Origin of the sequence: Knoellia sp. LjRoot47 (assembly GCF_964253435.1) — a bacterium.
Lineage (GTDB): Bacteria > Actinomycetota > Actinomycetes > Actinomycetales > Dermatophilaceae > Knoellia.
Map to the genome: position 1 here is coordinate 69,005 of NZ_CAXUQS020000003.1, position 24,370 is coordinate 93,374.

The following is a 24,370-nucleotide window of genomic DNA, read 5'->3' on the forward strand; positions in this document are numbered from 1 at the left end:
GACGTCGCGAGGTGTGGGACCTTCCTCGTCCACACCCGAGCACCGGACCCGCGGCCGTCCACAGGTGACGCTCAGACCCCTGTCGGTGGCGACACGGCGCCGGGAGCCTGCCTCCATGCCCCGCAACCACTACTCCATGCGCGAACCGGTCGCCACGGCGCTCGCCGCCGACCACGACGGTGTGGTCAGCCGGCAGCACCTGCGGGCCGCCGGCATCGGGCGCGACGCCATCCGGACGGAGGTGCGCGCCGGCCGGTGGGAGGTCGTGGGCAGGCACACCGTGCGGGTGCGCTCGGTCGTCGCGGGGCCCCGACTGCACCTCTGGCGTGCGGTCTGGGAGACCGGACACGGTGCGGTGCTCGACGGCGCTGCGGCCCTCGTGGCCGGTGGCATGAGCGGGTTCACCCTGCGCACGGTGGACGTGTCGGTCCCCCGCAACCACCGACGCCGGCCCGTCGCTGGCGTGACGACCCACGTCCGCCGTGACGTTCCGCCCGCCGTGGCCGCCGGCTTGCCGCGTGTGCGACCGGCGAACGCGACGATCCACGCCGCCCAGTGGGCAGCCACGGACCGACAGGCCGCGCTGCTCCTCTGCCTGCCACTCCAGCAACGGCTCGTACGCGGTCCAGACGTCCTGGCTGCCTGGAGGCAGGTCGCTCGGTCCACGAGGCGCGCATTCCTCGACAGCGCCGTCGTCGACGTCTGCGACGGCGCGCAGGCGCTCGGGGAGCTCGACTTCGGCCGGTGGTGTCGCCGCTACGGTCTCCCCGAGCCCGAGCGCCAGGTCGTCGTGACGGGCCGTCACGGCCGGATCTATCTCGATGCGCGCTGGCGGGGTCTGGTGGTCGAGGTCGACGGAGGTCATCACTTCACCGGGCTCAACCCCGTCGACGACGCCCTGCGTGCGAACGAGGTGGTCATCGGCGGAGACCGGGTCCTGCGCCTTCCCCTCCTGGGCCTGCGACTCGTCCCGCACGACTTCATGGGCCAGGTGGCACGCGGCATCGACCTCTATGTCCCACGCAACGCGGCATAGACGTCGCGAGGTGTGGGACCTTGCGAAGGCGGAACGCACAACACAGGGACGGCGGAACGCGGTCGTGTCTGGATCGTGATCGTGGGGTTGCACCGATCCGGACACACCCGGCCGTCGGACCCTCGATCATGACTCGTCATGGAGGCAGCGCGCAGGAGCGAGGTGGGGTCATCGCTGCAGTGGCTCGCAGCACCCCCGACCGTGTTCGCGCTCGTCGTCCTCCTCCTCAACGACCGGGTCCTCAAGGACCAGTGGCCGGGACTGGTCACTGGCAAGCTGAGCGACGTCGCCGGCCTCGTCGTGGCGCCGCCACTGGTCGCCATGCTGCTCGCGGCGCTCAGCGTGCCGCGCACCCGTGCCTGGGCGGTCGGCCTCACCGGTGTCCTCTTCGCCCTCGCCAAGGGCCTGGCCGCCGGCAGCGCCGTCGCCTCGGAGCTGTGGTCGCTGGCCATGCCGTCGCTCGTGCGCCACGACCCCACGGATCTCGTCGCGTTGCCTGTCCTCTGGGTGGCCTGGCGCACCGGCGCGTGGGCGGCGGACCGAGGAGTGGCGAGCGGGCGGCGCCGTTCGGCCCTCGCCGTCGGCACGCTCGTCCTCCCCTTCGCCGTCTTCGCCACGACGGCGACGTCGTGCTCGCCGATCGAGGGCCTGCGCGACGTGACCGTCTACGAAGGAGTCTTCACCGGTGGCGACGGGACGCTCGAGCAGCGCATCGTCACCGGCGACTGGTCGCGGGTGACCATCGACGGCGCCGGTCGTCTGCAGCGGCTCGCGAGCCTGGACCGCGACCGGATGGCCGAGCACCACTCGGCCCGAACCACTGAGACCTGCTCGACCGGGGCGACGCAGAAGTGCTGGCGCCGCGCACCCGAGGCCGCAGCAGCGGTCGAGGCCAGCACGGACGGCGGCGCGACGTGGCGGACCGAGTTCACCGTCCCCCGCAGGGAGCTGGCGGCCACCCGCGAGGAGGTCGGCGACGACAGCTGCGGGTCCGAACCGCCGCTGGGCATCGCCGACCTCGCCATCCTCGACGCACCGGCGGGCCAGGTCGTCGCCGTCGCGTCGTCCAACACCGGGTTGCTCCTGCGTGGCGTCCAGGGCGACTGGCGCCGGGTCTCGCTCGACGACCTGCACCGCACCGCAGACCCGGAACCCACACCGGACCCCGCCGTGCAGCTGTTCCCCGTCGAGCCCGTGCCCACCACGACCACCGCCGCACCGGTCCCCGGCCCGACCGACCCGAGGGGGACGAGCGGCCCGGCCCCGTCGCCGACGTGTGCGTCGCCCGTGACCCGGACCTACACGCCGGATCCCCGCAACGGACCCCCGGTGACGGTCACCCGCTGCCCCTGATGGCACCGCTCGGGGCCCGAAGGCGGCTCGGAGCAGGTCGACTCAGAGCAGGACGGTCGTGAAGTCGCCGACGGGGGCAAAGCCCAGCGCGTCGTACGTCGCGAGCGCCGGGGCGTTGAAGTCGTTGACGTAGAGCGACACCAACGGCGCCGGCCCCGCCATGACCTGCTCCATGACCGACGCGAGCATCGGCACCGCCAGGCCCTGCCCGCGCAGGTGCGGCGCGAGCCACACCCCCTGCAGCTGGGCGCACCCCAGTGCGAGCGACCCGATGTCGGTCTTGAAGACGACCTCGCCGTCCTCGACCACGACATAGGTGTGGCCCCGGGCGATCAACGACGCCAGCGACCCCCGATAGCTGCGTGAGGACCCCGAGTACGGCGCGTACCCGATCTCGGCCGTGAACATGTGTGCCGCAGCGGGCAGCACGATGTCGACCTCCGAGGCACGAGCCGGTCGCACCCGGGGGTCGAGCTCCACGCCCAGCGCGGACGGGGGTGTCGACGTCGACAGCAGCGGTTGGTGCGCGCGGATGGCCCGCGGCTGGCCCCAGTGCGGTTCGAGCTCGTCCCAGAGGTCGACGACCTCCTCGCGCGGGCCGAGCAACGACGCGACCCGGCCGCGCCACCGACGCATCCGCTCGGCATACAGGGCTCTGGCTTCTGCGGTCGACTCGACCGGCACGACGTTGGCACTCGCCCAGCACATGGACGTCAGCACGCCGTCCTCACGCACACCCATCGCCGACGAGATCGAACCGGCGGGGAGCGTCTCGAGGATCCGCGCGGCGACGAAGACGTGCGCCGCGACATCGCGCGAGCAGAGCTCGAGCGCGTCGTCGACGTCGGTGCGGGTGAGCGACCTCACCGGGCTTCGGGTGCGGAGCACGCGCTCAGCCTAGGGTGCGAACCGTCGGTTCACCCGCCGTCGTGCACCAATTCACCACGAGCAGGTATGCCGTGTGCCCCCGACGCAGGGTCAGCCGACGGTGACGCTGGGGGCGCCTGCGGACTCCTCGTCGATCGGCTCGCCCATCTCCTCGGCGATCCGCATGGCCTCCTCGATGAGGGTCTCGACGATCTGGCTCTCGGGCACGGTCTTGATGACCTCGCCCTTGACGAAGATCTGGCCCTTGCCGTTGCCGGACGCGACGCCGAGGTCGGCCTCACGGGCCTCGCCCGGGCCGTTGACGACGCAGCCCATGACGGCGACGCGCAGCGGCACGGTCATGCCCTCGAGACCAGCGGTGACCTCGTCGGCGAGCTTGTAGACGTCGACCTGCGCGCGACCGCACGACGGGCACGAGACGATCTCGAGCTTGCGCGGCTTGAGGTTGAGCGACTGCAGGATCTGGTTGCCGACCTTGACCTCCTCGACCGGCGGAGCCGAGAGGGAGACGCGGATCGTGTCGCCGATGCCCTTGGAGAGCAGCGCGCCGAAGGCCGTCGCCGACTTGATCGTGCCCTGGAACGCCGGTCCGGCCTCGGTCACACCGAGGTGCAGGGGCCAGTCGCCGCGCTCGGAGAGCAGCTCGTAGGCCTTGACCATGACGACCGGGTCGTTGTGCTTGACCGAGATCTTGAAGTCGTGGAAGTCGTGCTCCTCGAACAGCGAGGCCTCCCAGACCGCCGACTCGACGAGCGCCTCGGCGGTGGGCTTGCCGTACTTCTCGAGCAGCCGCTTGTCGAGCGAACCCGCGTTGACGCCGATGCGGATGGAGACACCGGCGGCCTTGGCGCGCTTGGCGATCTCACCGACCTGGTCGTCGAACTGGCGGATGTTGCCCGGGTTGACGCGCACGGCGGCGCAGCCGGCGTCGATCGCGGCGTAGACGTACTTGGGCTGGAAGTGGATGTCGGCGATGACCGGGATCTGCGACTTCTGCGCGATGGCCGGCAGCGCCTCGGCGTCGTCCTGGCTCGGGCACGCGACGCGCACGATGTCGCAGCCCGCAGCGGTGAGCTCGGCGATCTGCTGGAGCGTCGCGTTGATGTCGGTCGTCGGCGTCGTGCACATCGACTGCACCGAGATCGGTGCGTCGCCGCCGACCTCGACCTTGCCGACCTTGATCTTGCGGGTCTTGCGACGCGGCATGAGCACGGGCGGGGGCAGGGACGGCATACCGAGACCAACAGTCATGGCACCCATTATCCGGTATGACGTGACGTCCCGTGTCCGCGCACCCTCACCGAGCGCTCGGCGCACCGCTCGACCCGAGTTCGTGTCGCTGAACCCGAGTCGGCACCTCGGGTCGAGCACAGCATGATCGGGTCACCCGATCATGCTGGCCGCGCCATGGCGTCAGCCGCCGAGGTCGATGGGGTTGACGAGGTCGGCATAGATGAGCAGCGCCGACATGACGAGCAGGCCGAGCGACACGGCATACGCGACCGGGAGCGCCTTGGCGACGTCGACGTGACCGGGGTCGGGGTTGCCGCGCAGGCGGGCCCAGCCCTTCTTGACGCCCTCCCAGAGCGCGCCGGCGACGTGACCGCCGTCGAGCGGGAGGAGCGGGATGAGGTTGAAGACGAAGAGCATGAAGTTGAGCGAGGCGATGAGCATGACGAGGAACCACGCCTTGTCGCCCCACGACTCCCCCACGATGTTGTCGAGCTTGCCCGCGGAGACGTCACCGGCGACGCGGCCGACGCCGACGACCGAGATCGGGCTCTCCATGTCGCGCTCCTGGCCCGAGAACGCGGCGTTCCAGACCCCGACCATCTTCTGGGGGATGCGGACGATCGCGCCGGCGGTCCGCCACAGGTTCTCGCCGATGATGCCGGGCACGGCCGTGACGGGCTGGGCCTCGTAGTCGAGGACGGCCCCGGAGCTGATGCCGAGGTAGCCGGTCTCGATGACCTTTTGCTTGCCGTCGGCGCCGAGGATCGGCTGCCCCTGGTCGTCGTAGGCGGGCAGGGTGTTGAGGATCGGCGTGACGGACAGCGTGCGCTCGGCGCCGTCGCGCACGATGACGACCTCGGTCGGCTGGTCCACGCGCGGGCGGACGATCCGACCCACGTCGGCCGACGTCTTGACCGCGACCCCGTTGATCGTGCGGATCTCGTCGCCCGGGAGGATGCCGGCTGCGTTGGCCGGGGTGGCGGGGGCGCCGGCACAGCTGGGGTCGGTCTGGGCCGCCTCGGCGCTCTTGACGCACTGGGCCACGGCGGCGACACGGGCGCCGTCCTGCACGGCGAGGATCCCGTGGGCGGTGACGAGGATCGTGAGGAGCACGGTGCCGATGACGAAGTTCATGAACGGCCCGCCGAGCATGATGATGACCTTGCGGTGCACCGGCAGGCGGTAGAAGACGCGGTCGGCGTCGCCAGGGCGCAGCTCCTCGAGCGAGGCCTTGCGGGCCTCGTCGGCGAGCTGGCTGAACCGTCCGGTCGAGGAGACACGGACCTTGGTCGGGTCCTCCCCCGGACGGGGCGGGAACATGCCGATCATCCGGATGTAGCCGCCCAGCGGGATCGCCTTGATGCCGTACTCGGTCTCCCCACGGCGGCGCGACCAGAGGGTCGGCCCGAAGCCCACCATGTACTGGGTGACGCGCACACCGAACTTCTTCGCCGGCACGAGGTGCCCGATCTCGTGCAGACCGATCGAGGCGCCGACCCCGACGGCGAGGACGAGCACGCCCACGATGTAAGCGACAACGGTCATTGGTGGAACCTCGGTGCCTTCCAGCGGTGCGAGCAGTGGGCGAACGATGCGACAGGACGAACAGGTGCCATCCCGCTCAGAGACCGAGCTCGGTGGCGGCCTGCCCCCGGGCCCAGGCGTCTGCGCTGAGCACTCCCTCAACGGTCGACGCGTCGAAATCACTCCCAGTATGCGCTTCGGCATGGGCGTCGACGACCCGCTCCACCGAGTCGACGATGTCGACGAAGCCGATCCGGCCCTCGTGGAAGGCGTCGACGGCGACCTCGTTGGCGGCGTTGTAGACGGCGGGGAACGTCCCCCCGGCCTCGCCGACCCGTCGGGCCAGGCGCACCGCGGGGAACGCCTCGTCGTCGAGCGGCGCGAAGTCCCACGACTGCGTGAGCGACCAGTCGCACGGCTCGTCGATGTCGTCGAGCCGCTCCGGCCACGACAACCCGAGCGCGATGGGCACGAGCATGCGCGGCGGGCCGAGCTGGGCGATCGTCGAGCCGTCGCGGAACTCGACCATCGAGTGGATCTGCTGCTGCGGGTGGACGACGACGTCGATGCGGTCGAAAGGGATGTCGAAGAGCAGGTGCGCCTCGATGACCTCGAGCCCCTTGTTGACCAGGGTCGCCGAGTTCGTCGTGATGACCCGCCCCATCGAGAAGTTCGGGTGCGCGAGCGCCTGCTCGGGGGTGACGTCAGCGAGCTCGGCGCGGCTGCGACCGCGGAACGGTCCGCCGCTCGCGGTGACGACGAGGCGCCTCACCTCCTCGGCGCGTCCACCACGCAGCGACTGCGCGATCGCCGAGTGCTCGGAGTCCACCGGCACGATCTGGTCGGGCTTCGCCGCGGCCCGCACGAGGTCGCCGCCGATGATGAGCGACTCCTTGTTGGCCAGCGCGAGGGTCGAGCCGGCCGCGAGGGCCGCGAGCGTCGGCCGCAGCCCGATCGAGCCAGTGATGCCGTTGAGGACGACGTCGGCACCGTTGCCGGCAACCGTCACCGCCGCCTCGTCCCCGACCACGACCTCCGGCGCGTATGCCGTGCGACCCAGCCCCGCGGCATACGCACCGATCGCGGAGCGCACCTCCTCGACCGTGCCGGAGGCGACGGCGACCAGCGGCACGTCGAAGTCGACGGCCTGGCGGGCAACGAGGTCGATGTTGCTGCCGGCGCTGAGGGCGGTGACGGCAAAGCGGTCACGGTTGCGGCCGATGACGTCGAGGGCCTGGGTGCCGATCGAGCCGGTCGAGCCGATGAGCGAGACGGTGCGCATGCTCACTCGGACTCCTCCGCCGCACGGGAGGCCTCGATGGCGGCGCGCATCGCGAGGCGGTGCTCGCGGCGGATCCCGGCCTCGCGGAAGCGGCGCTTCTCCTCGGGCGTCTCGAGGTCGAGCGGCGGGACACTCTTGGACCGGCCCTCGGCGTCGACGGCGACGAAGACGAGGTAGGCGCTGGCCACGTGGACCCGGTCGGTGTTGGAGTCCCACCGGTCGACCTCGACCCGAACCCCGACCTCCATCGACGAGCGGCCGGCCCAGTTGAGCTGGGCGCTCGAGTGCAGGATGTCGCCGACGCGCACCGGCGTGAGGAAGGACATCTCATCGAGGGCCGCCGTGACGGCGGGGCCGCCGGCGTAGCGGTTGGCGACCACCCCGGCGATGCTGTCGACCGCCTTCATGATGTTGCCTCCGTGCACGGTGCCGAGGAGGTTGGCCTCGGTGGCGCGCATGATCTCGGACAGGTTGACGCGGGTCTCGCTGGGTGTCGTCACGTCCCACATCCTGCCAGCGCGCTCACCCCTGCTCGGGCGCCTCCCAGCCCGGGTCGCGACCGGTGCGCGCCAGGACGCGGTCGAGGTCGCTCGCCCACCGCACCTCGACCGCGGGGCCGAACATCCCGGGCGTCCCACCCGGGTCGAACCCCTCGACATAGGCCGCGAGCGCAGCGACCGTCGCGTCGTCGGCCGTGAACTCCTGACCGGTGGCGCGGGCCAGGTCCCAGCCGTGCAGGACGATCTCGCTGAGCGCCACCACGCCCATCACCTCTGCGGGAGCGTCGAACCCGCCGGCCCGGGTCATACCGGTCCACGCCTCGGGTGCGTGCCAGGCCGTGGCGAGCCGGTCGGCCAGCTCGGGAACCTCGTCGCGCCATGCCGGCGCGGCCTCGGGCCAGCCGTCCTGGTCGGGGTTGGTGTCGGTGAGCGGGCCGAGCTCCTTGTCGGCGCTCGCCCGGAACGCCTGGGTGAGTCCGTGCAGGTGCCCGATCAGCTGAGAGACGGTGCGTCCCTGACAGGGTGTCGGGGCGTCGAGCTGTGCGTCGTCGACGTCGCGGACGACCTCGCCGAGCCGCCGGGCGGCCGGTGCGAGGTCGGGTGGGCTCGCGGGAGTGGTCATGCCGTCACCGTCCCACAGCCTGACGACGGCCGCCCGTCGTCAGCGGTCGATGATCGTGACGTGCATGCTCGGATGGTCCTCGTCGAGCTCGGCGAGCACCGACTCGATGCCGGTCGCCGCGCGCGGGTCGTCACGACGCAGGGCAGCGGCCTCGTCCCAGACGATCTCCCACTCCCCCTCGCTCTCGCGCGCCAGCGTGTCGAGGCAGTCGGCGAGCGCGTCGAGGTTCATGCCGAACCACTCGGGGAAGTTCAGCGCCTCCGAGAACGCCTCGAGCGTCTCCGCCTTCGTCGCACCACCGCGGACGACCTGCACCTGCCGCCCCTCCTCGACGGCGTCGGCCACGAGTCCGTCGAGGTCCACCCGGTCTCCGAGAACGCGCATCACTGGCCCTCCTTGACCTGGCGGAAGCTGTCGTAGTGGTCGTCGGTCCAGTAGCGGTCTCCCGCACTACCGCTGATGATCCGGCGCGCTCCCCGGTCACCGGATCCCGGTGTGAGGACGGTGTACTCGCGGTAGTAGCCCCGCCGTTGCTCGGGCAGGATCCCCTCGCGGTTCTGGAACGTCTTGTCGTCCTGGTCGTAGGGGTACGGCCCGCCTGCGCGGATGAGCTCGAGCGTCGCTCGGGCCTCCTTGGGTAGCCGGGACTCCGCGACCGTGTCCAGCCCCGAGTCAGGCGTCTCGAGGATCGAGGGGTATGCCGTCCCGCTGGGTCGCGCTGTCGCCGTCGCCGCGGCACCCCGGTCGTCACCGGCGCTGCCCGAGGTGTCGTGGTTCGCCGTCCACCACACGACGGCCACGAGCACGGCCACGACGAGTGGCACGAGCCAGGCGAGGCTCGCGCGACGTCCGGACACCGGTGAGGTCACGTCCGCCATCATGCCGCGTACATCCTGAGATGTACGGCCCGACGGCCCGGGGGCGGACGACCCGGGTGCTCGCTCGTCCTAGCCTGTGGGACATGACCGACGTGTGGGGTGATGCGCGGCCGACGCGGCGGCGGCTGCTGCTCGACGTCGGCACCGCGGTCGTGTTCGCGCTCATGATGTTCGCCATCCATGTCGGGCAGGGCATCCTGCCCGCGCTCGCCGCGGTGGTTCTGGGCCTGGCCCTGGCCGTCCGGCACGTCTCGTGGCAGGTCATGTCCGTGCTGGCCTTCGTCGCCGCGTGGATGCAGGTGCTCGGGCCGGATATCGCCTACCTCGCCAACGCGGCGTATGCGGCGTGCTTCTTCACCCTCGGCGCGCACCGGGAGGAGCGGGTCCGTCGCTTCGGTCTGCTCGCGGCAGGTGTCGCCGTCCTGGGCGCCTCGGCCTACGGCAGGGTCACCGCAGGGGGTGAGCTCGGCCTCCTTGGAGGCTGGGTCACCGCCGTCGGGCTCGGCTCCGTCGCCGCCCTCTTCGTGTTCGGCGGCTGGGTCGCCGGCTTCCTGAGGTGGCAGGCCCGGCAGACCCTGCAGGCCCGCATCGACGGGCAGATCGAGGCGGTGGAGCGCCGCCGCGTCACCGAGCTCTACGACATCGAGCAGGAGCGGCGACGCATCGCCGCCGACATGCACGACGTCGTCGCCCACTCCTGGGCGGTGGTCGCCGCGCAGAGCGACGGCGCGCGGTACGCGTTGCGGGACAGCCCTGCTGACGCCGAGCGCGCCCTCGAGGTCATCGGCGAGACCGCCCGCACCGCCATGGGCGACCTGCGCACGATCGTGGCCCGGCTGCGCGACCCGGGACTCCAGCCGAGCACTCCGGGGCACGCCCAGCAGGCCACCCTCGTCGAGCGTATGCGCACCTCCGGCATGGATCTGCGACTGGTCGAAACCGGTACCCCGGACGAGTCCCCGCTCGTCGCGCTCACGGCATACCGGCTCCTGGGTGAGTCGCTCACGAACGCGCTCAAGCACGGGGACCTCACCCGTCCGGTCGAGGTGCAGGTCGACTGGACCGACGGCTACCGTCTCCGCGTGACAAACTCGTTCCGCATCCCGACCGTGGGCGCACCGGGCGGCGGACACGGCCTGGTGGGCATGTCGGAGCGGGCGCACGTCGCGGGCGGCACGTTCTCCGCCGGCCCGGACGGTCACCTCTGGGTCGTCGAGGCCGGGCTGCCGGCCCATCCCCCGATGGACCCGTCGCCCGACCCGTCGACGAGGCGTGACGGGGCGCGGGGCGCATGAGCATCCGGGTCGCGCTCGTCGACGACCAGGCGCTCTTCCGCGCCGGGATCGCCATGGTCGTCGCGAGTCAGGACGACCTCGAGGTCGTCGGCGAGGCCAGTGACGGCGACGAGGCCGTCGCCCTCGTCGAGAGCGCCCGGCCCGACGTCGTCCTCATGGACGTACGGATGCCGCGGGTCGACGGGGTCGAGGCAATGCGCAGAATCCTCGCCCGCTTCGGGGAGGAGGCACCCAAGGTGCTCGTCCTCACGACGTTCGACCTCGACGAGCTCGCCGCGGACGCGATCGAGGCGGGAGCGTCCGGCTTCGTCCTCAAGGACACCCGCCCCGAGCTGCTGCTCGCCGCGGTCCGGGCCGTGGCCGAGGGCACGCAGGTCGTCGCCGCGGGTGCGACCCGGGCCGTGTTCGAACGGTTCCGCCAGCGCTCGACGTCCTCTCCGGGTGCCGACTTCGACCGGCTGACCCCGCGTGAGCGCGAGATCCTGCTCCGCGCCGCCCAGGGCCTGTCGAACGCCGAGATCGCCGCGGTGGAGTTCCTCTCGGAGGCGACGGTCAAGACGCACGTGTCGCGCATCCTGGGCAAGCTCGCCCTGCGCGACCGGGTCCAGCTCGTCGTCTACGCCTACGAGCACGGTCTGCTCTGAGGCTCAGCCCTGAGCCGGCTGGCGCTCGACGAAGTCGTGGATCGGCCGGAGCTGGTCGAGCGGGGCGAAGAAGCCCAGGGTCCCCTGGTCGACGACGACCCGCTTGACGCCCTTGTCGGCGAGCTGCTCGCACATCGCCAGGACGTTGGCGGACGGCACTGCGAGCACCTGCTCGGCCTGCTCCTGCGGGAGGCCGTTGTCGAGCGCGAACTGACGCGCCCGTGCGCCGGTCGTGAACGCGAGCAGCGAGGGGGCCTCGTCGACGACGCCGACGAGCGGTCCGACCTCGGGCATCGTGCCGCGTGCCACGAAGAACCAGCGCTCGAGCCCGAACATGGCGCGCCACAGAGCCGTCTGGTGACCCAGGGCGCCACCGGACGCCTTGACGGCGTCGGAGAGGGCGTCGATGGTGGCCGGGTCGGTCGGTGAGGTCTCGCTCATGCCCCGCACCCTACGGACCTGCCACCCGTGTCCCGCAAGGCCCCTCGGCCGACGACGTGACGAACGCGACGGTACGACGACGCAACGACGTGACGACGTGACGACCACCCGGCATACATCTCACGACGGACGAAGGATGCCTCCGCAGCACGATGTGCGTCGCGCGGCGCCTCCCTAGCGTCGTGGACATGACCTCACCGACGACTCCAGACCTCCCCCACGCCCCCGTCCTGTCGCTGCGACGGGTGTCCCGCATCTACGGCGAGGGCGCCGGCAGGGTGGCCGCCCTCGACGAGATCAGCGTCGACATCCACCGCGGCGGCTTCACCGCGATCATGGGTCCGTCCGGCTCCGGCAAGTCGACCCTCATGAACGTCGCCGCCGGGCTGGACGACGCGACGAGCGGCGAGGTTGTCCTCGCAGGGGCATCGCTGGGGCAGCTCGACGACGATGCCCGAACGACCCTGCGCCGCAGCGAGATCGGCTTCGTGTTCCAGGCGTTCAACCTCGTCCCCACGCTGTCGGCGCGAGAGAACATCCTCCTGCCGTTCGAGCTCGCCGGCCGCCGGGTCGACGCCGAGCAGCAGCGGTGGATCGACCACCTCGTCCACACGCTCGGTCTCGCGGAGCGCATCGGGCACCGCCCCAGCGAGCTCTCCGGGGGCCAGCAGCAACGCGTCGCCATCGCCCGCGCGCTCGCCTCGCGGCCGGCGGTGATCTTCGCCGACGAGCCCACCGGCAACCTCGACTCCCGCTCGTCGCGCGAGGTGCTCACGCTGCTGCGCACCGCCGCCCGCGAGTACGGCCAGACGATCGCCATGGTGAGCCACGACCCCGTGGCGGCGTCCTACGCCGACCGGATCCTCGTCATCGCCGACGGCCGGCTCGTCGGTGACCACGGGCCGCTGTCGCCGCAGGAGATCTCGGACCTGCTCATCGGCTTCGAGGTCGGTGCCGCATGAGGCGCAACCTCGTCCTCGGCAGCCCCCGCGAGCTCGGCACGGTCGGACTCGTCGCCGGGCTGTGCGGCGCCTACGCCGCCACGCTCGTCATGACCTCGTCGGTGCTCATGACGGTGAGCGAGGAGTCCGGCGGGTCGGTCGGCCTGCTGCTCGGCATCGTCGCCGGGGTCTTCATCCTCATCGCCCTCTACGTCGGCGCGATCGTCATCGTCGGCGCGGTCGACACGGTGGTCTCGGGACGGCTGCGCCACATCGCGCTCCTGCGGCTGCTCGGCTCCCGGGGCCGCGACCTGCGCTCCTCGGTGATGCGGGGCACGGCGACGGTCGGCGCCGGTGGCGCGTTCGCGGGGCTCCTCGTGGGCACCGGCTTGGTCCATGTCGTGCGCGCCGTCCTCGTGGCGCGAGGAACGCTGCCGGACGCGGCATACGCGTGGTTCAGCGGACAGCTGCTCATGGCGTTCACGGCGATCACGGCGTCGGCCACCGTCGCCGGCTGGTTCGGCTCCCGTGGCGTCCTCCGCGTCTCCCCCGCCGCGGCGCTCACCGGCACCGCTGCGCACACCCCCGCACCACGGCGCGCCTCGGTCGTCCGGGCGCTCATCGCCGGGACGGGCATCGTCGGCGGCCTTCTCGTCCTCGCCCTCGGCGCCGTCCTCGGCGAGTCGAGCCCCGGCGCCGGCTTCCTCCTCGCCTTCGTCGGCGCCGCCGGGTCCGGGACCGGCTTCCTCGTCGGTGCCCGGTTCGTCATCCCGTGGGTCGTCGCGACGCTGAGCCGCACCCTCGGCACCGACCCGTCGAGCCTCGTGGCACGGCGCAACGCGCTGCTCGACCCGTTGCGGACCACCCGGTCGACGATGGGGCTCGTCATCGGGGTGGCCCTCGTGACGACCTTCGCGTCGGGCATGTCGGCGCTGCAGGCGAGCGTCGCCTCGTGGGAGGTCGACCCGAGCCAGCGGGCCGAGGCCGAGCAGGTGCTCGCCGTGACCGCGACGATCCTGATCTGCATCATCGTCATCTCGTCGGTCATCGCCGCCGTCGGCTTCGTGAGCACGATGTCGCTCAGCGTCATCCAGCGCCACCGCGAGATCGGGCTGCTGCGCTCGCTCGGGTTCACCCGGCGGCAGGTGCGCACGATGATCACCAAGGAGTCCGTCGCGCTGTCCGCCTCGGCGGTGCTGTTCGGGATCGTCCTGGGCCTCGTCTACGGGTCCGCCGGGGCCCAGGCACTCATCGGCGCCCCGACCGAGGGCTTCGTCTGGGGTATGCCGTTCGCGGTCCTCCTCGTCATCGCCGCGGCCGGCGTCGTGCTCGTCCTCGTCGCCTCGCAGGGCCCCGCCCGTCGCGCGGTCGCGGTGGCACCGGTCGAGGCGCTGCGCATCGACACCTGACGGGTAGCCCTTCGTCGCAGCGCTTTCGCAGCGGAATCGAAGTGCCGGCTCGCACACTGACGAACCGTCAGCGAAGGCAGTCACGAGGGGCGAGGCACACATGGTCGACACGACGAGGTCCGGCGGCGAGCGAGCCACGATCGGTCGGAGGCTGCTCCTCGCCGGGGGTGGCGCCACGGTGCTGGCGGCGGTCGCCGCCCGGCCCGCGGCCGCCGCCCTGCCCTCGGTCGACATGGAGCACCTCCTGCTCGCCGCCCAGTGGGACCCGGTCAAGGCCGGCACCGGCATCACCGCAGGCGCCGGGCCGAGCGTCACGCTCGTCGAGCAGGCGCTCGTCGCCCGCGGCCACCTCGCCAGCCAGTACGTCGACGGCCACTTCGGGTCCGTGACGCGCACGGCATACGCGGCCTGGCAGCGGTCGCTGGGCTACACGGGTCTCGGCGCGACCGGGCTCCCGGGCAAGGCGTCGCTGACGGCGCTCGGCGCCCAGCGGTTCTCGGTGAGCCGGCCGGTGACACCCGGCACCCGCACGACGTTCCAGGGCTTCCCGTTCAACACGCGCACGGTGGCCATGCTCGCCGAGGCCCGGGTGCTGGCCGGCAAGGCGTTCGTCGTCGAACAGGGCTCCTACTCCCCCGACGTCGACCCGACCTCCGCCGGGACCCACGACGGTGGTGGCACGGTCGACCTCGACGCCGAGGCACTGACCGGCGCGCAGCGGACGGCGGCCGTCACGGCCCTGCGCCGGGTGGGGTTCGCAGCGTGGCTGCGCAGCCCGGGCCAGGGCGACTGGCCCTGGCACATCCACGCCGTCGCCACCAACGACACCGACCTGTCACTGTCCGCGCAGAAGCAGATCGGCGCCTACTACGAGGGTCGCAACGGCCTGGCCAACAACGCCCTCGACGACGGACCGAAGGTCACGAAGGTGACCTGGGAGCAGTACCTCCGCAGCCGGCCGTAGCCCGGACTCGGCACCCCCACCCACACCTGCCGACCGGCAGCCCACGACCAAGGAAGACCCATGACCACGACCCGTCCCGCACGACCCTCGAGGTTCCTGCTCGCCCTCATGGCGACGCTCGCCATGGTCCTGGCCGGCGTGGCCCTGCCGTCGACAGCCCAAGCTGCTGGACGCGACGGCGTCTGCAACGACGGCGAGTTCTGCTACTACTACAACAGCAACCAGGAGGGCTCGGTCTCCGACTTCACCGGGTCGATCGGTGACTACGGGGCGACGCAACCGAGCTGCTACGAGTTCCGCGGTGCCGGCGCCGGCAAGGGCATCTGCGTGAAGAACAACGCCGCGTCGGTCTTCAACCGGTCGACCAAGCCCGTCACCGTGTACTACAACAGCGACTACCAGGGCACCTCGCAGACGATTCCGGCCGGTGGTCGCGCCAACCTCATCGCCGCCCTCAAGAACAACAACGCCTCCCACAGCTTCTCGCTCAACAACCAGCAGGCCGCGTTCTCCTACTTCGTCGGCGCCGGCTACACCAAGGTCCAGGCCGCGGGCATCGTCGGCAACCTCATGCAGGAGTCGGGCAGCAGCATCGACCCACGGGCCTCCCAGCCCGGTGGCGCCGGTCGCGGCATCGCACAGTGGAGCGTCGGCGGGCGGTGGGACCGCAACGCCAACGACAACGCGGTCTGGTACGCCGGCCAGCAGGGACAGTCGGTGTGGTCGCTCAACCTGCAGCTGAAGTTCATCACCTACGAGCTCAACACCTTCTCCGGCTACGGCAAGTCCACCCTCAAGGCGGCGACGACGATCGACGCCGCGGTGAGGGCGTTCGAGTCGAAGTTCGAGATCTGCGGGGACTGCCGTCACGCGACCCGCGTCCGCTACGCCCAGCAGGTCTACAACGCCTACGCCTGACCGCTTCTCGTGAAAGCACCGTGGTGCCTGCGCCGTCGCGCGGGCACCACGGTGCGTTGCGGTCAGCGCGGGGTCAGGGGTTGAGGGAGACGTAGGTCGTCTCGAGGTACTCGTGGATGCCCTCGAACCCGCCCTCGCGCCCGAAGCCGGAGTGCTTGACCCCACCGAAGGGTGCGGCCGCGTTGGACACGATCCCGGTGTTGATCCCGACCATGCCGAACTCGAGGGCCTCGCTCACGCGCAGCACCCGGCTGTGGTCGCGGGTGTAGGCATAGGCGACGAGGCCGTATTCAGTCGCGTTGGCCTGGCGCACTGCGTCGCCGTCGTCGGAGAAGGTCGTGATCGGCGCGACCGGCCCGAAGATCTCCTCGCCCAGCACCCGCGCGCCGGCGGGCACGTCGACGAGCACGGTGGGTTGGTAGAAGTGGCCGCGCCCCGCGACCTTGTCGCCGCCGGTGAGCAGCCGGGCCCCGCGCTCGACGGCGTCCTGCACGAGCTCGTGGACACCCTCGCGGGCCTCGTCGGTGATGAGCGGCCCCACCTGGACACCCGCCTTGGTGCCCTTGCCGACCGTGAGACCACCCATGCGGCGCGCGAGCCGCTGGCCGAAGTCCGCCGCCACGGACTCGTGGACGAGGAACCGGTTGGCCGACGTGCACGCCTCGCCGATGTTGCGCATCTTGGCGAGCATCGCGCCCTCGACGGCGGCGTCGAGGTCGGCGTCCTCGAAGACGAGGAACGGGGCGTTGCCGCCGAGCTCCATCGACACGCGCAGCAGCTGCTCGGCGGACTGCTCGACGAGGTGCTTGCCCACCGCGGTCGAGCCGGTGAAGGTCAGCTTGCGCAGGCGCGGGTCACGGATGATTGGCTCTGAGACGACCGCGGTGTCCGAGGTCGTCACGACGTTGAGGACCCCGGCCGGCAGCCCCGCCTCCTCGAGGAGCGCGGCGAGCGCGAGCATCGACAGCGGCGTCTCGTGCGCGGGCTTGACGACCATCGTGCAGCCGGCCGCCACCGCGGGGCCGATCTTGCGGGTGCCCATGGCGAGGGGGAAGTTCCACGGCGTGATCATGAACGTCGGGCCCACCGGCTTCTGCATCGTCAGCAGTCGGGAGCCGCCGGCCGGGTTCACGGCATACCGGCCGTGGATGCGCACGGCCTCCTCGCTGAACCACCGGAAGAACTCGGACGCGTAGGCCACCTCGCCACGCGACTCGGCGAGCGGTTTGCCCATCTCGAGGGTCATGAGCATCGCGAGCTCGTCGGTCCGCTCGGTCATGAGCTCGAAGGCCCGGCGCAGCACCTCGCCCCTCTCCCGGGGTGCGGTCGCGGCCCAGTCCGCCTGTGCCGCAACGGCTGCGTCGAGCGCGGCGGTCCCGTCTGCCACAGTGCCGTTGGCGACCTCGACGAGAACGCTGCCGGTCGCCGGGTCGTGCACGGGGAACGTCGTCGCGCTGAGCGAGTCGCGCCACTCCCCGCCGATGAGGAGCTGGGTGGGGACGGACGACAGGACGGACTTCTGGGTCACGGGAGCCATGCCTCGACTCTAACCACGGGCAGGATGGAGACCATGGACGAGATCGAGACGTTGCGCGACCTCGACGCGGCCCTCACCAGCGGCGCGCCACTGCGGGGTCTGCGGATCCAGGACCTCGACCTCACCCGGCACGAGTCCCGGCTGCTCGCCCGCACCGACCTCGAGGGGATCGTCGTCCTCGGGGGCCGCCTCTCCCCCGAGCTCGACGAGCACCTCCGCCTCCACGGCGCGCTCGTCTTCCCCACCGACCCGCACGCGCCGGTCAACCCCTACCGCGCCACGCTCTACCAGCCGCACGAGCTCTATGCGGGGCTCGACCGCTACGGCTACGAGAGCACCCCTGACGCCCGCGCCTACACGTGGGCGCGCGACGCGGACGTGCGCCACGACGTCTTCGTCACCCTGCTCCGCGCCATCCACGACGACTCGGTGAGCGACGCGCTGGGCGAGTTCCTCGGTAACGCACCCGTCGTCGGGGTCATGGGTGGTCACGCGCTGACGCGCGACAGCGAGGCGTATGCCGGTGCCGCCCGTCTGGGGCACCGGCTCGCCTCCGCGGGACTCGTCGTCGCGACCGGTGGCGGTCCCGGCGCGATGGAGGCCGCGAACCTCGGCGCCCTCAGCCCGTCACCCGAGGCGATGACGGAGGCGCTCGGGCGACTGGCCGGCATACCCTCGTTCCGTCCGTCGACCCGGGACTGGGCCGCGGTCGCGCTCGAGACCTATGACGAGCTCGTACGAGTTCCATTGCCGGACAGCCGGGTTCGCAGCGTCGGCATTCCCACGTGGTTCTACGGGCACGAGCCGCCCAACGTCTTCTGCAACGGCATCGCGAAGTACTTCAGCAACGCCATCCGCGAGGACGGACTCCTCGCGCGCTCGACCGGCGGGCTCGTCGTCCTCCACGGCGCGGCCGGGACGGTGCAGGAGATCTTCCAGTCGATCACGCCGCTGTACTACGCCGAGGAGGGCGGGGTCCTGCCCCCGCTCGTGCTCGTCGGCGTCGACCACTGGTCGCAGGACGTCCCGGTGTGGCACGCCATCGAGGCGTTGGGCCGCGACCGTGGTCTGGGCCGCGTCGTGCACCTCGTCGACGACATCGACGAGGCCGCCGACATCGTCCTCAGCCGCGGGTGAGCAGGACGATCCCGAGGCACATCTCGTCGGTCGTGCCCTCGCCCCAGGCGACGTAGCGCTCCTTGGTGCCCTGGTAGGCCGGGAGCACGTCGCGCAGCGCCTGGTCATGCGTGCACGTCACGGTGAGGGTGTCGCCCTTCTTCACCGCGACCGGCTTGGGCAGGGGGACGGCGTCCTGGTCGTCGAAGTTCCACACCGGGAGGTCGAGCACCCGCTTGGCTTTGGGGGTGCCCTTGTTGACGTCGACGGTGATCGACCGGCCAAGCAGGTGCATGTGCCCGGCGACCGCGCGGATCTGCCCGGGCTCGGTGACCGGGCGGGTGCAGGACTGGGTCGGCCCCGGCTCGAGCGGGCCGCACAGCAGGTGCAGCAGGTCGGCCGTGGCCACCTGCTCGCCGAAGCGCTTGCGGATGTCGGCCACGGCCGGGGTGCGCGCGCACAGCTCGCCGGGCGTGCCCTTGCGGCACGGCAGCTCGACCGGGGCCGGAAGCAGCATCGTGTGCAGCGGCGTCTTGGTCCCGGCGGAGGCCGGCGTGAGACGCAGCCGGGCGCTGCTCTGGTCCGCGCCGTCCCCGACGAGGAGGTTGTAGTGCATCTGCATCACGAGCTGCGACCCCTTGGCCAGCGGGATGCCGATGTCCTTGGCCATGACGCGCTCGCCGCCGCCGGGCGCCCAGGCCGCGACCCACTCGGCGCTGTTGATCTGCGCGGCCGCGCCCCCCTTGATGCCGGTCCCGCCGAAGCAGGTCCAGCCGTCGCCCGGGTCGGAGGCGTCTTGTGCATGAGCCGCCGCGACGTCCTGCGGCTCGACCTTGTAGAGGATGACGTGGTGCACGGCGTCGGGGTTGTCGGGCTCGACCTTGACGCCGCTGACGATCATGTCCTGCGCGAACTTCGGGTCGACGAGGAAGCACCGGTAGTCGTCGGTGCCGCTGCCGTAGGGCGCCTTCGGCGTGTACGCGGCGGCCATCGAGATCTCCTGGAAGGTCTCGCCGGCGCGCAGCGCGACCTCGGGGGCCTCGGGCTTCGCCTTCGCCCCCGCCTTCGCGGGTGATGACGACGCGGCGTGGCTGCTTGCGCCGTGCGACTCCTCGCCACGCAGGTTGTCGGGCAGCGTGCCGCCGCAGGCGGAGAGGGTGAGGGCGGCGACGATGCCGGCCGCGACGAGACGCAGGCGCATCGCCCCAGAGTAGTCGCGCCGGCTGGGCGCCCCACGGGAACCGAACGACACCGGCCCACGTCTCAGTCGCGTGACCCGGCTTCCGCGCCGCGCGCCCGCGTTCCCGGTGGACGTCCGTAGCGAGCGCGGCGCCGGCCTGAGGAAGGCGGGCGAACGGCATACGGACGCAGAGCCCGTATGCCGTGTCGTCGCCTCCCGCTCAGTCGGTCGCGGCGGCGAGCTGGCCGCAGGCGCCGTCGATGTCCGAGCCTCGGGTGTCGCGCACCGTCGTCGGGATGCCGTGGGCGCGCAAGCGCTCGACGAACTGCTGCTCGACGCCCCGGCGCGAGGCCGTCCACTTCGATCCGGGCGTCGGGTTGAGCGGGATCGGGTTGACGTGGACCCAGCCCTTGCCGCGGGCGACGAGCTTCTCGCCGAGGAGGTCGGCGCGCCAGGCGTGGTCGTTGATGTCCTTGATGAGGGCGTACTCGATGCTCACGCGGCGGCCGGTCGCCTCGTAGTAGCGGTAGGCCGCGTCGAGCGCCTCGTCGACCTTCCAGCGGGTGTTGATCGGGACGAGCTCGTCACGCAGCTCGTCGTCGGGGGCATGCAGGCTGAGCGCGAGGGTCACCGGGATGCCCTCCGCGGTGAGCTTGTCGATGCCGGGGACGAGGCCGACCGTCGACATCGTGATGCCGCGCGCGCTCATGCCGAGTCCGTCGGGGCTGGGGTCGGTGAGGCGGCGGATCGCGCCGATCGCGGCCTTGTAGTTGGCCAACGCCTCGCCCATGCCCATGAAGACGACGTTGCTCACGCGCTGCGGTCCGGGGCCCGACGTGTCGGCCTCGTCGGCGTCCTCCTCGGACTCGTCGCCGAGCCCGGCCTCCGCGGGGTGGGTGGCGCCGATCGCCGGCAGGGCACCGTGGCGCAGCTTGCGGTTGGCGTCGACGACCTGCTCGACGATCTCCGCGGCCGACATGTTGCGGGTGAGCCCGGCCTGACCGGTGGCGCAGAAGGGGCAGTTCATGCCACAGCCGGCCTGGCTCGAGATGCAGATCGTCACGCGGCGTGGGTAGCGCATGAGCACCGACTCGACGAGGGCGCCGTCGTGGAGGCGCCACACCGACTTGAGCGTGGCGCCACGGTCGGCCTCGAGGGTGCGCACCGGCGTGAGCAGCGGGGGCAGCAGGTCGGCGACGAGCTGGTCGCGCACGGCCTTGGGCAGGTCGGTCATCTCCTCGGGCGACTCGACGAGCCGCTCGAAGTAGTGCGTCGACAGCTGCTTGGCGCGAAAGCCCTTGTGGCCGAGCTCCTCGACGGCCGCCTTGCGCTCGGCGGGGGTGAGGTCGGCGAGGTGGCGTGGCGGCTTGCCGCGGCGCGGCGCCTGGAAGGTCAGCTGCCCCGGCTCGGGACGGCCGACGCGGGGTTCGGGAAGTGAGGTCATGAGGACACCAGTCTCTCAGTCGCCCCGCCCGCGGCCAACCTGCGGCCACGGGGACGACCGAGTGGTCAGGATCCGGGGGTGACCGGGGCGGCCCACAGGAGCAGCGCCCACACGACCGGGATGCAGACGACGAGCGAGTCCAACCGGTCCATGAGCCCGCCGTGACCCGGCAGCAGGGTCCCCATGTCCTTGATCCCGAGGTCGCGCTTGAGGCTCGACTCGATGAGGTCCCCGACCGTGGCCGCGGCGGCGACGATCGCCCCGATGACGGCGCCCTGCCACCACACACCGTCGAGCAGGGAGATCAGGCCGAGGGCACCGACGAGGGCGCAGGTGAGGACCGACCCGCCAAAGCCCTCCCACGACTTCTTGGGGGACAGCGACGGCGCCATGGGGTGCTTGCCGAGGAAGACCCCGAAGGCGTAGCCGCCGATGTCGGAGGCCACGGTCACGAGGACGAAGTAGATGATCCGCAGGTGCCCGTCGTCGGGCGCCAGCAGCAGCGACGCGAACCCACCGAGGAAGCACGGGTAGAGCGCGACGAACAGCGCACCGCCGATGTCGCGCATCGCGCCGTCGAGGCCGTCAGCGACCCGCCAGACGAGCACGCCGATGCAGGTGAGACCGAAGGTCAGGACGAGCGCCTCCGGCCCGCGGTAGTACGCCGACAGCAGCATCGAGACCGCGCCGATGACGACGGGCACGAACGGCACGTCGACCCCGGCCTGCCGGATCGCGCGGCGCATCTCCCACGCGCCGAGGACGATCGCGACGACGAGCACCGGGAGGAAGAGCTCCCGGTGGAAGACGAGTGAGGCGATGACGACGACGGCGAGGCCGACACCGACGCCGATGGCCGCCGGCAGGTCCCGGCCGGCCCTCGTCCTCGGCTTGGCCGAGCCCGCCGAAGAGGCCGCCGCAGAGGCCGTCGAAGAGGCCGTCGACGCCCGGGACGCAGCCGCCGGGTCCTGGGTCGTGGCGTCCGCAGCCGGCGTCGCGGGGTCCTCCGTCGTCGAAGAGTCGCTCATGGCGAGACGTCCACCCGAGGTCAGACCTCGAGCAGCTCGGTCTCCTTGCTCTTGAGCACCTCGTCGACGGTGTCGACGTACTTCTTCGTCGTGGACTCGAGGTCCTTCTCCGCGCGCGAGCCCTCGTCCTCGCCGACGTCGCCGTCCTTGACGAGCTTCTCGATGGACTCCTTGGCCTGGCGCCGGATGTTACGGATCGCGACCTTGGCGTCCTCACCCTGGCTGCGGGCCATCTTGATGTACTCCTTGCGCCGCTCCTCGGTGAGCTGCGGCAGGACGCACCGGATGATGTTGCCGTCGTTGGAGGGGTTCACGCCGAGGTCGGCGTCGCGCAGGGCCTTCTCGATGTTGGCCATGGCGCCCTTGTCGAACGGGCTGATGAGGATCGTGCGCGCCTCGGGCGTCTGGAACGACGCGAGCTGCTGCAGCGGGGTCGGCGCGCCGTAGTAGTCGACGACGACCTTGTTGAACATGCCGGGGTGGGCGCGGCCCGTGCGGATGCCGGACAGGTTGTCCTTGGCGACCTCGACGGCCTTCTCCATCTTCTCCTCGGCCTCGAGCATGGTGTCGTCGATCATGGGCGCAGGTCTCCTTCGGTATGCCGTGCCGCCCGGTGGGGCGGCCACGGTCCAGTCTGTCAAACAATGGCGCGAACGCCGCAGCCGTGGGCCCTCAGGCCGTGACGAGGGTGCCCATCGGCTCACCGAGGAGCGCGCGGGTGATGTTGCCCTCGCCCTCCATGCCGAAGACCCTCATCGGCAGCCCGTTCTCCATGCAGAGGCTGAACGCGGCGGCGTCGACGACCTTGAGGCCCCGGCGCAACGCGTCGGAGTAGGTCACGGTGTCGAGCTTGCGGGCGTCGGGGTTGCTCCGCGGGTCGGAGTCGTAGACCCCGTCGACCCCGCTCTTGGACATGAGCACCATGTCGCACTGGCACTCGAGGGCCCGCTGCGCGCTCACGGTGTCGGTGGAGAAGTACGGCATACCGGCTCCGGCACCGAAGATCACCGCACGCCCCTTCTCGAGGTGGCGGATCGCGCGACGAGGGATGTAGGGCTCGGCGACCTGGCCCATGGCGATGGCCGTCTGCACGCGGGTGTCGATGCCTTCCTTCTCGAGGAAGTCCTGGAGCGCGAGGCAGTTCATCACCGTGCCGAGCATGCCGATGTAGTCGGCGCGCGAGCGCTCCATGCCCTTCTGCTGGAGCTCGGCGCCGCGGAAGAAGTTGCCTCCGCCGACGACGATCGCGACCTGGGTGCCCTGCCGGATGGCCTCGGCGATCTGACGGGCGATGCCGCGCACGACGTCGGGGTCGACGCCGATCTTGCCGCCGCCGAACACCTCGCCGCTGAGCTTGAGCAACACCCGTGGCGGGCGCCCTGCGGTGGTCGTCGGAGCGAGCTGCGTCTGGACGTCAGTGGTCACCGTGCCTCCTCGGCAGTGTCTGCTGGCGGTGCCCCGAATCCTCGCACACCGGGCGGGAGTCCGCCGCCTCCGGGTTGGCACACTGGGAGCCGTGACCGACACCCCTGCACCGCCGTCGTCGAACGCCGGTCCCGTGACCGTCGCCATCACCCGACGGGTCCGTCCCGAGGACGAGCTGCTCATGCGCGCGTGGGCCGATGCCGGCACCCAGATGGCGAGCCACTTCCCCGGCTTCCTCGGGTCCGGATGGGTGCGCCCGTCGCGACAGTCGACCGACTGGCACATGCTCTACCGGTTCGACTCGCGTGAGTCCCTCGCGACCTGGCAGGAGTCCACCGAGCGCAACCGATGGCTCACCGCCGGCACCAACCTCGTCGAGGACACCCGGATCGAGCACCGCACCGGGATCGAGGGCTGGTTCGACGAGCCCGAGGAGCGCGACACCACGGACCTCTCGGCGCCGGCCGCACCGCCCGCTCCCCCGCGGTGGAAGCAGATGGTCGTCATCTGGCTCGCGTTCTTCCCGACCTCGGTGACGCTGACCTACCTCTTCGGGCCCTTCACCGGCGGCTGGCCGGCCTGGGCTCGCGTGCTGCTCTCGACGCTCGTCGCGACCCCGCTCATGACCTACCTCATCCTCCCGAGGATGACGCGGCTGTTCCACCCGTGGCTCACCCGCGGCACCCCCGACTGATTGCCCTTGGGTGAGTGA

25 protein-coding genes are annotated in these 24,370 nt (G+C 71.4%); 10 read left to right on the top strand and 15 right to left on the bottom strand.

The annotated features are described in order from the left end of the window. Nucleotides 1-115 precede the first annotated feature (115 nt). Both ACSQ11_RS16865 and ACSQ11_RS16870 read left to right on the top strand, forming a co-directional pair. Entirely contained in the window at nucleotides 116-1,036 is a 921-nt protein-coding gene (locus ACSQ11_RS16865; protein ID WP_436007656.1) for a hypothetical protein, read from the top strand. A gap of 138 nt (nucleotides 1,037-1,174) precedes the next feature. Beyond that, a complete protein-coding gene (locus ACSQ11_RS16870) occupies nucleotides 1,175-2,389 on the top strand; it encodes a hypothetical protein (RefSeq protein WP_436007658.1) in 1,215 nt (404 codons plus the stop codon). 42 nt (nucleotides 2,390-2,431) lie between these two features. Here the strand turns inward: ACSQ11_RS16870 and ACSQ11_RS16875 are convergent, their stop codons facing one another. From ACSQ11_RS16875 to ACSQ11_RS16910, 8 genes are all read right to left on the bottom strand, one after another. Continuing rightward, entirely contained in the window at nucleotides 2,432-3,277 is an 846-nt protein-coding gene (locus ACSQ11_RS16875; RefSeq protein ID WP_436007660.1) for a GNAT family N-acetyltransferase, read from the bottom strand. A 90-nt stretch (nucleotides 3,278-3,367) separates the two neighbouring features. Further along, nucleotides 3,368-4,528, bottom strand: coding sequence for a flavodoxin-dependent (E)-4-hydroxy-3-methylbut-2-enyl-diphosphate synthase (ispG, locus tag ACSQ11_RS16880; RefSeq protein ID WP_436007661.1), 1,161 nt, complete (start codon nucleotides 4,526-4,528; stop codon nucleotides 3,368-3,370). A gap of 162 nt (nucleotides 4,529-4,690) precedes the next feature. After that, nucleotides 4,691-6,055, bottom strand: coding sequence for a M50 family metallopeptidase (locus tag ACSQ11_RS16885; RefSeq protein WP_436007663.1), 1,365 nt, complete (start codon nucleotides 6,053-6,055; stop codon nucleotides 4,691-4,693). 76 nt (nucleotides 6,056-6,131) lie between these two features. After that, nucleotides 6,132-7,316: a 1-deoxy-D-xylulose-5-phosphate reductoisomerase gene (gene dxr / locus ACSQ11_RS16890; RefSeq protein WP_436007990.1), complete on the bottom strand. Its 1,185-nt coding sequence runs from the start codon at nucleotides 7,314-7,316 to the stop codon at nucleotides 6,132-6,134. A gap of 2 nt (nucleotides 7,317-7,318) precedes the next feature. Continuing rightward, entirely contained in the window at nucleotides 7,319-7,816 is a 498-nt protein-coding gene (locus ACSQ11_RS16895; protein WP_436007665.1) for an acyl-CoA thioesterase, read from the bottom strand. Nucleotides 7,817-7,838: 22 nt separating this feature from the next. Next, nucleotides 7,839-8,438 (bottom strand): TIGR03086 family metal-binding protein, encoded by a 600-nt coding sequence (locus ACSQ11_RS16900; RefSeq protein WP_436007667.1) that lies wholly within the window; start codon nucleotides 8,436-8,438, stop codon nucleotides 7,839-7,841. Nucleotides 8,439-8,477: 39 nt separating this feature from the next. Next, nucleotides 8,478-8,822: a barstar family protein gene (locus ACSQ11_RS16905; protein WP_436007669.1), complete on the bottom strand. Its 345-nt coding sequence runs from the start codon at nucleotides 8,820-8,822 to the stop codon at nucleotides 8,478-8,480. Next, nucleotides 8,822-9,316, bottom strand: a complete 495-nt coding sequence (locus ACSQ11_RS16910) for a ribonuclease domain-containing protein (RefSeq protein ID WP_436007992.1) — start codon at nucleotides 9,314-9,316, stop codon at nucleotides 8,822-8,824. The genes ACSQ11_RS16905 and ACSQ11_RS16910 overlap by 1 nt, the downstream gene beginning before the upstream one ends. An 83-nt stretch (nucleotides 9,317-9,399) precedes the next feature. On the opposite strand from ACSQ11_RS16910, the gene ACSQ11_RS16915 reads away from it, so the two are divergent. Continuing rightward, entirely contained in the window at nucleotides 9,400-10,611 is a 1,212-nt protein-coding gene (locus ACSQ11_RS16915; protein ID WP_436007671.1) for a sensor histidine kinase, read from the top strand. Continuing rightward, complete coding sequence (locus tag ACSQ11_RS16920; protein WP_436007673.1) at nucleotides 10,608-11,255, top strand: response regulator; 648 nt, start codon at nucleotides 10,608-10,610, stop codon at nucleotides 11,253-11,255. Before ACSQ11_RS16915 ends, ACSQ11_RS16920 begins: the two co-directional genes overlap by 4 nt. A 3-nt stretch (nucleotides 11,256-11,258) precedes the next feature. On the opposite strand, the gene ACSQ11_RS16925 is transcribed toward ACSQ11_RS16920, so the two are convergent. Beyond that, entirely contained in the window at nucleotides 11,259-11,696 is a 438-nt protein-coding gene (locus ACSQ11_RS16925; RefSeq protein ID WP_436007675.1) for a hypothetical protein, read from the bottom strand. A 188-nt stretch (nucleotides 11,697-11,884) separates the two neighbouring features. On the opposite strand from ACSQ11_RS16925, the gene ACSQ11_RS16930 reads away from it, so the two are divergent. The 4 genes from ACSQ11_RS16930 to ACSQ11_RS16945 all read left to right on the top strand — a co-directional run bounded on the left by ACSQ11_RS16930 (nucleotide 11,885) and on the right by ACSQ11_RS16945 (nucleotide 15,928). Next, nucleotides 11,885-12,658 (top strand): ABC transporter ATP-binding protein, encoded by a 774-nt coding sequence (locus ACSQ11_RS16930; protein ID WP_436007677.1) that lies wholly within the window; start codon nucleotides 11,885-11,887, stop codon nucleotides 12,656-12,658. After that, a complete protein-coding gene (locus ACSQ11_RS16935) occupies nucleotides 12,655-14,046 on the top strand; it encodes an FtsX-like permease family protein (RefSeq protein WP_436007679.1) in 1,392 nt (463 codons plus the stop codon). Before ACSQ11_RS16930 ends, ACSQ11_RS16935 begins: the two co-directional genes overlap by 4 nt. 100 nt (nucleotides 14,047-14,146) lie before the next feature. Beyond that, nucleotides 14,147-15,010, top strand: a complete 864-nt coding sequence (locus ACSQ11_RS16940) for a peptidoglycan-binding protein (RefSeq protein WP_436007681.1) — start codon at nucleotides 14,147-14,149, stop codon at nucleotides 15,008-15,010. A gap of 60 nt (nucleotides 15,011-15,070) precedes the next feature. After that, nucleotides 15,071-15,928: a phage tail tip lysozyme gene (locus tag ACSQ11_RS16945; protein ID WP_436007683.1), complete on the top strand. Its 858-nt coding sequence runs from the start codon at nucleotides 15,071-15,073 to the stop codon at nucleotides 15,926-15,928. A gap of 73 nt (nucleotides 15,929-16,001) precedes the next feature. Here the strand turns inward: ACSQ11_RS16945 and ACSQ11_RS16950 are convergent, their stop codons facing one another. Beyond that, the gene (locus tag ACSQ11_RS16950) at nucleotides 16,002-17,465 is read right to left on the bottom strand and encodes an NAD-dependent succinate-semialdehyde dehydrogenase (protein ID WP_436007685.1); all 1,464 of its coding nucleotides are present in this window, start codon (nucleotides 17,463-17,465) and stop codon (nucleotides 16,002-16,004) included. Between the two features lie 33 nt (nucleotides 17,466-17,498). Here ACSQ11_RS16950 and ACSQ11_RS16955 point away from each other — a divergent pair, with 33 nt between their 5' ends. Then, a complete protein-coding gene (locus ACSQ11_RS16955; protein WP_436007687.1) occupies nucleotides 17,499-18,602 on the top strand; it encodes an LOG family protein in 1,104 nt (367 codons plus the stop codon). Here ACSQ11_RS16955 and ACSQ11_RS16960 read toward each other — a convergent pair. The 5 genes from ACSQ11_RS16960 to pyrH all read right to left on the bottom strand — a co-directional run bounded on the left by ACSQ11_RS16960 (nucleotide 18,589) and on the right by pyrH (nucleotide 23,658). Then, a complete protein-coding gene (locus tag ACSQ11_RS16960; protein ID WP_436007689.1) occupies nucleotides 18,589-19,782 on the bottom strand; it encodes a hypothetical protein in 1,194 nt (397 codons plus the stop codon). The genes ACSQ11_RS16955 and ACSQ11_RS16960 overlap by 14 nt on opposite strands. Before the next feature lie 199 nt (nucleotides 19,783-19,981). Continuing rightward, a complete protein-coding gene (rlmN, locus tag ACSQ11_RS16965; protein ID WP_436007691.1) occupies nucleotides 19,982-21,205 on the bottom strand; it encodes a 23S rRNA (adenine(2503)-C(2))-methyltransferase RlmN in 1,224 nt (407 codons plus the stop codon). 65 nt (nucleotides 21,206-21,270) lie between these two features. Beyond that, entirely contained in the window at nucleotides 21,271-22,233 is a 963-nt protein-coding gene (locus ACSQ11_RS16970; RefSeq protein WP_436007693.1) for a phosphatidate cytidylyltransferase, read from the bottom strand. 20 nt (nucleotides 22,234-22,253) lie between these two features. Further along, entirely contained in the window at nucleotides 22,254-22,811 is a 558-nt protein-coding gene (frr, locus tag ACSQ11_RS16975) for a ribosome recycling factor (protein ID WP_147061606.1), read from the bottom strand. A gap of 94 nt (nucleotides 22,812-22,905) precedes the next feature. Next, nucleotides 22,906-23,658, bottom strand: coding sequence for a UMP kinase (gene pyrH, locus ACSQ11_RS16980; protein WP_436007695.1), 753 nt, complete (start codon nucleotides 23,656-23,658; stop codon nucleotides 22,906-22,908). A 91-nt stretch (nucleotides 23,659-23,749) separates the two neighbouring features. Between pyrH and ACSQ11_RS16985 the strand changes: the two genes are divergently transcribed. Then, entirely contained in the window at nucleotides 23,750-24,352 is a 603-nt protein-coding gene (locus ACSQ11_RS16985) for an antibiotic biosynthesis monooxygenase (protein ID WP_436007697.1), read from the top strand. Nucleotides 24,353-24,370 lie beyond the last annotated feature (18 nt).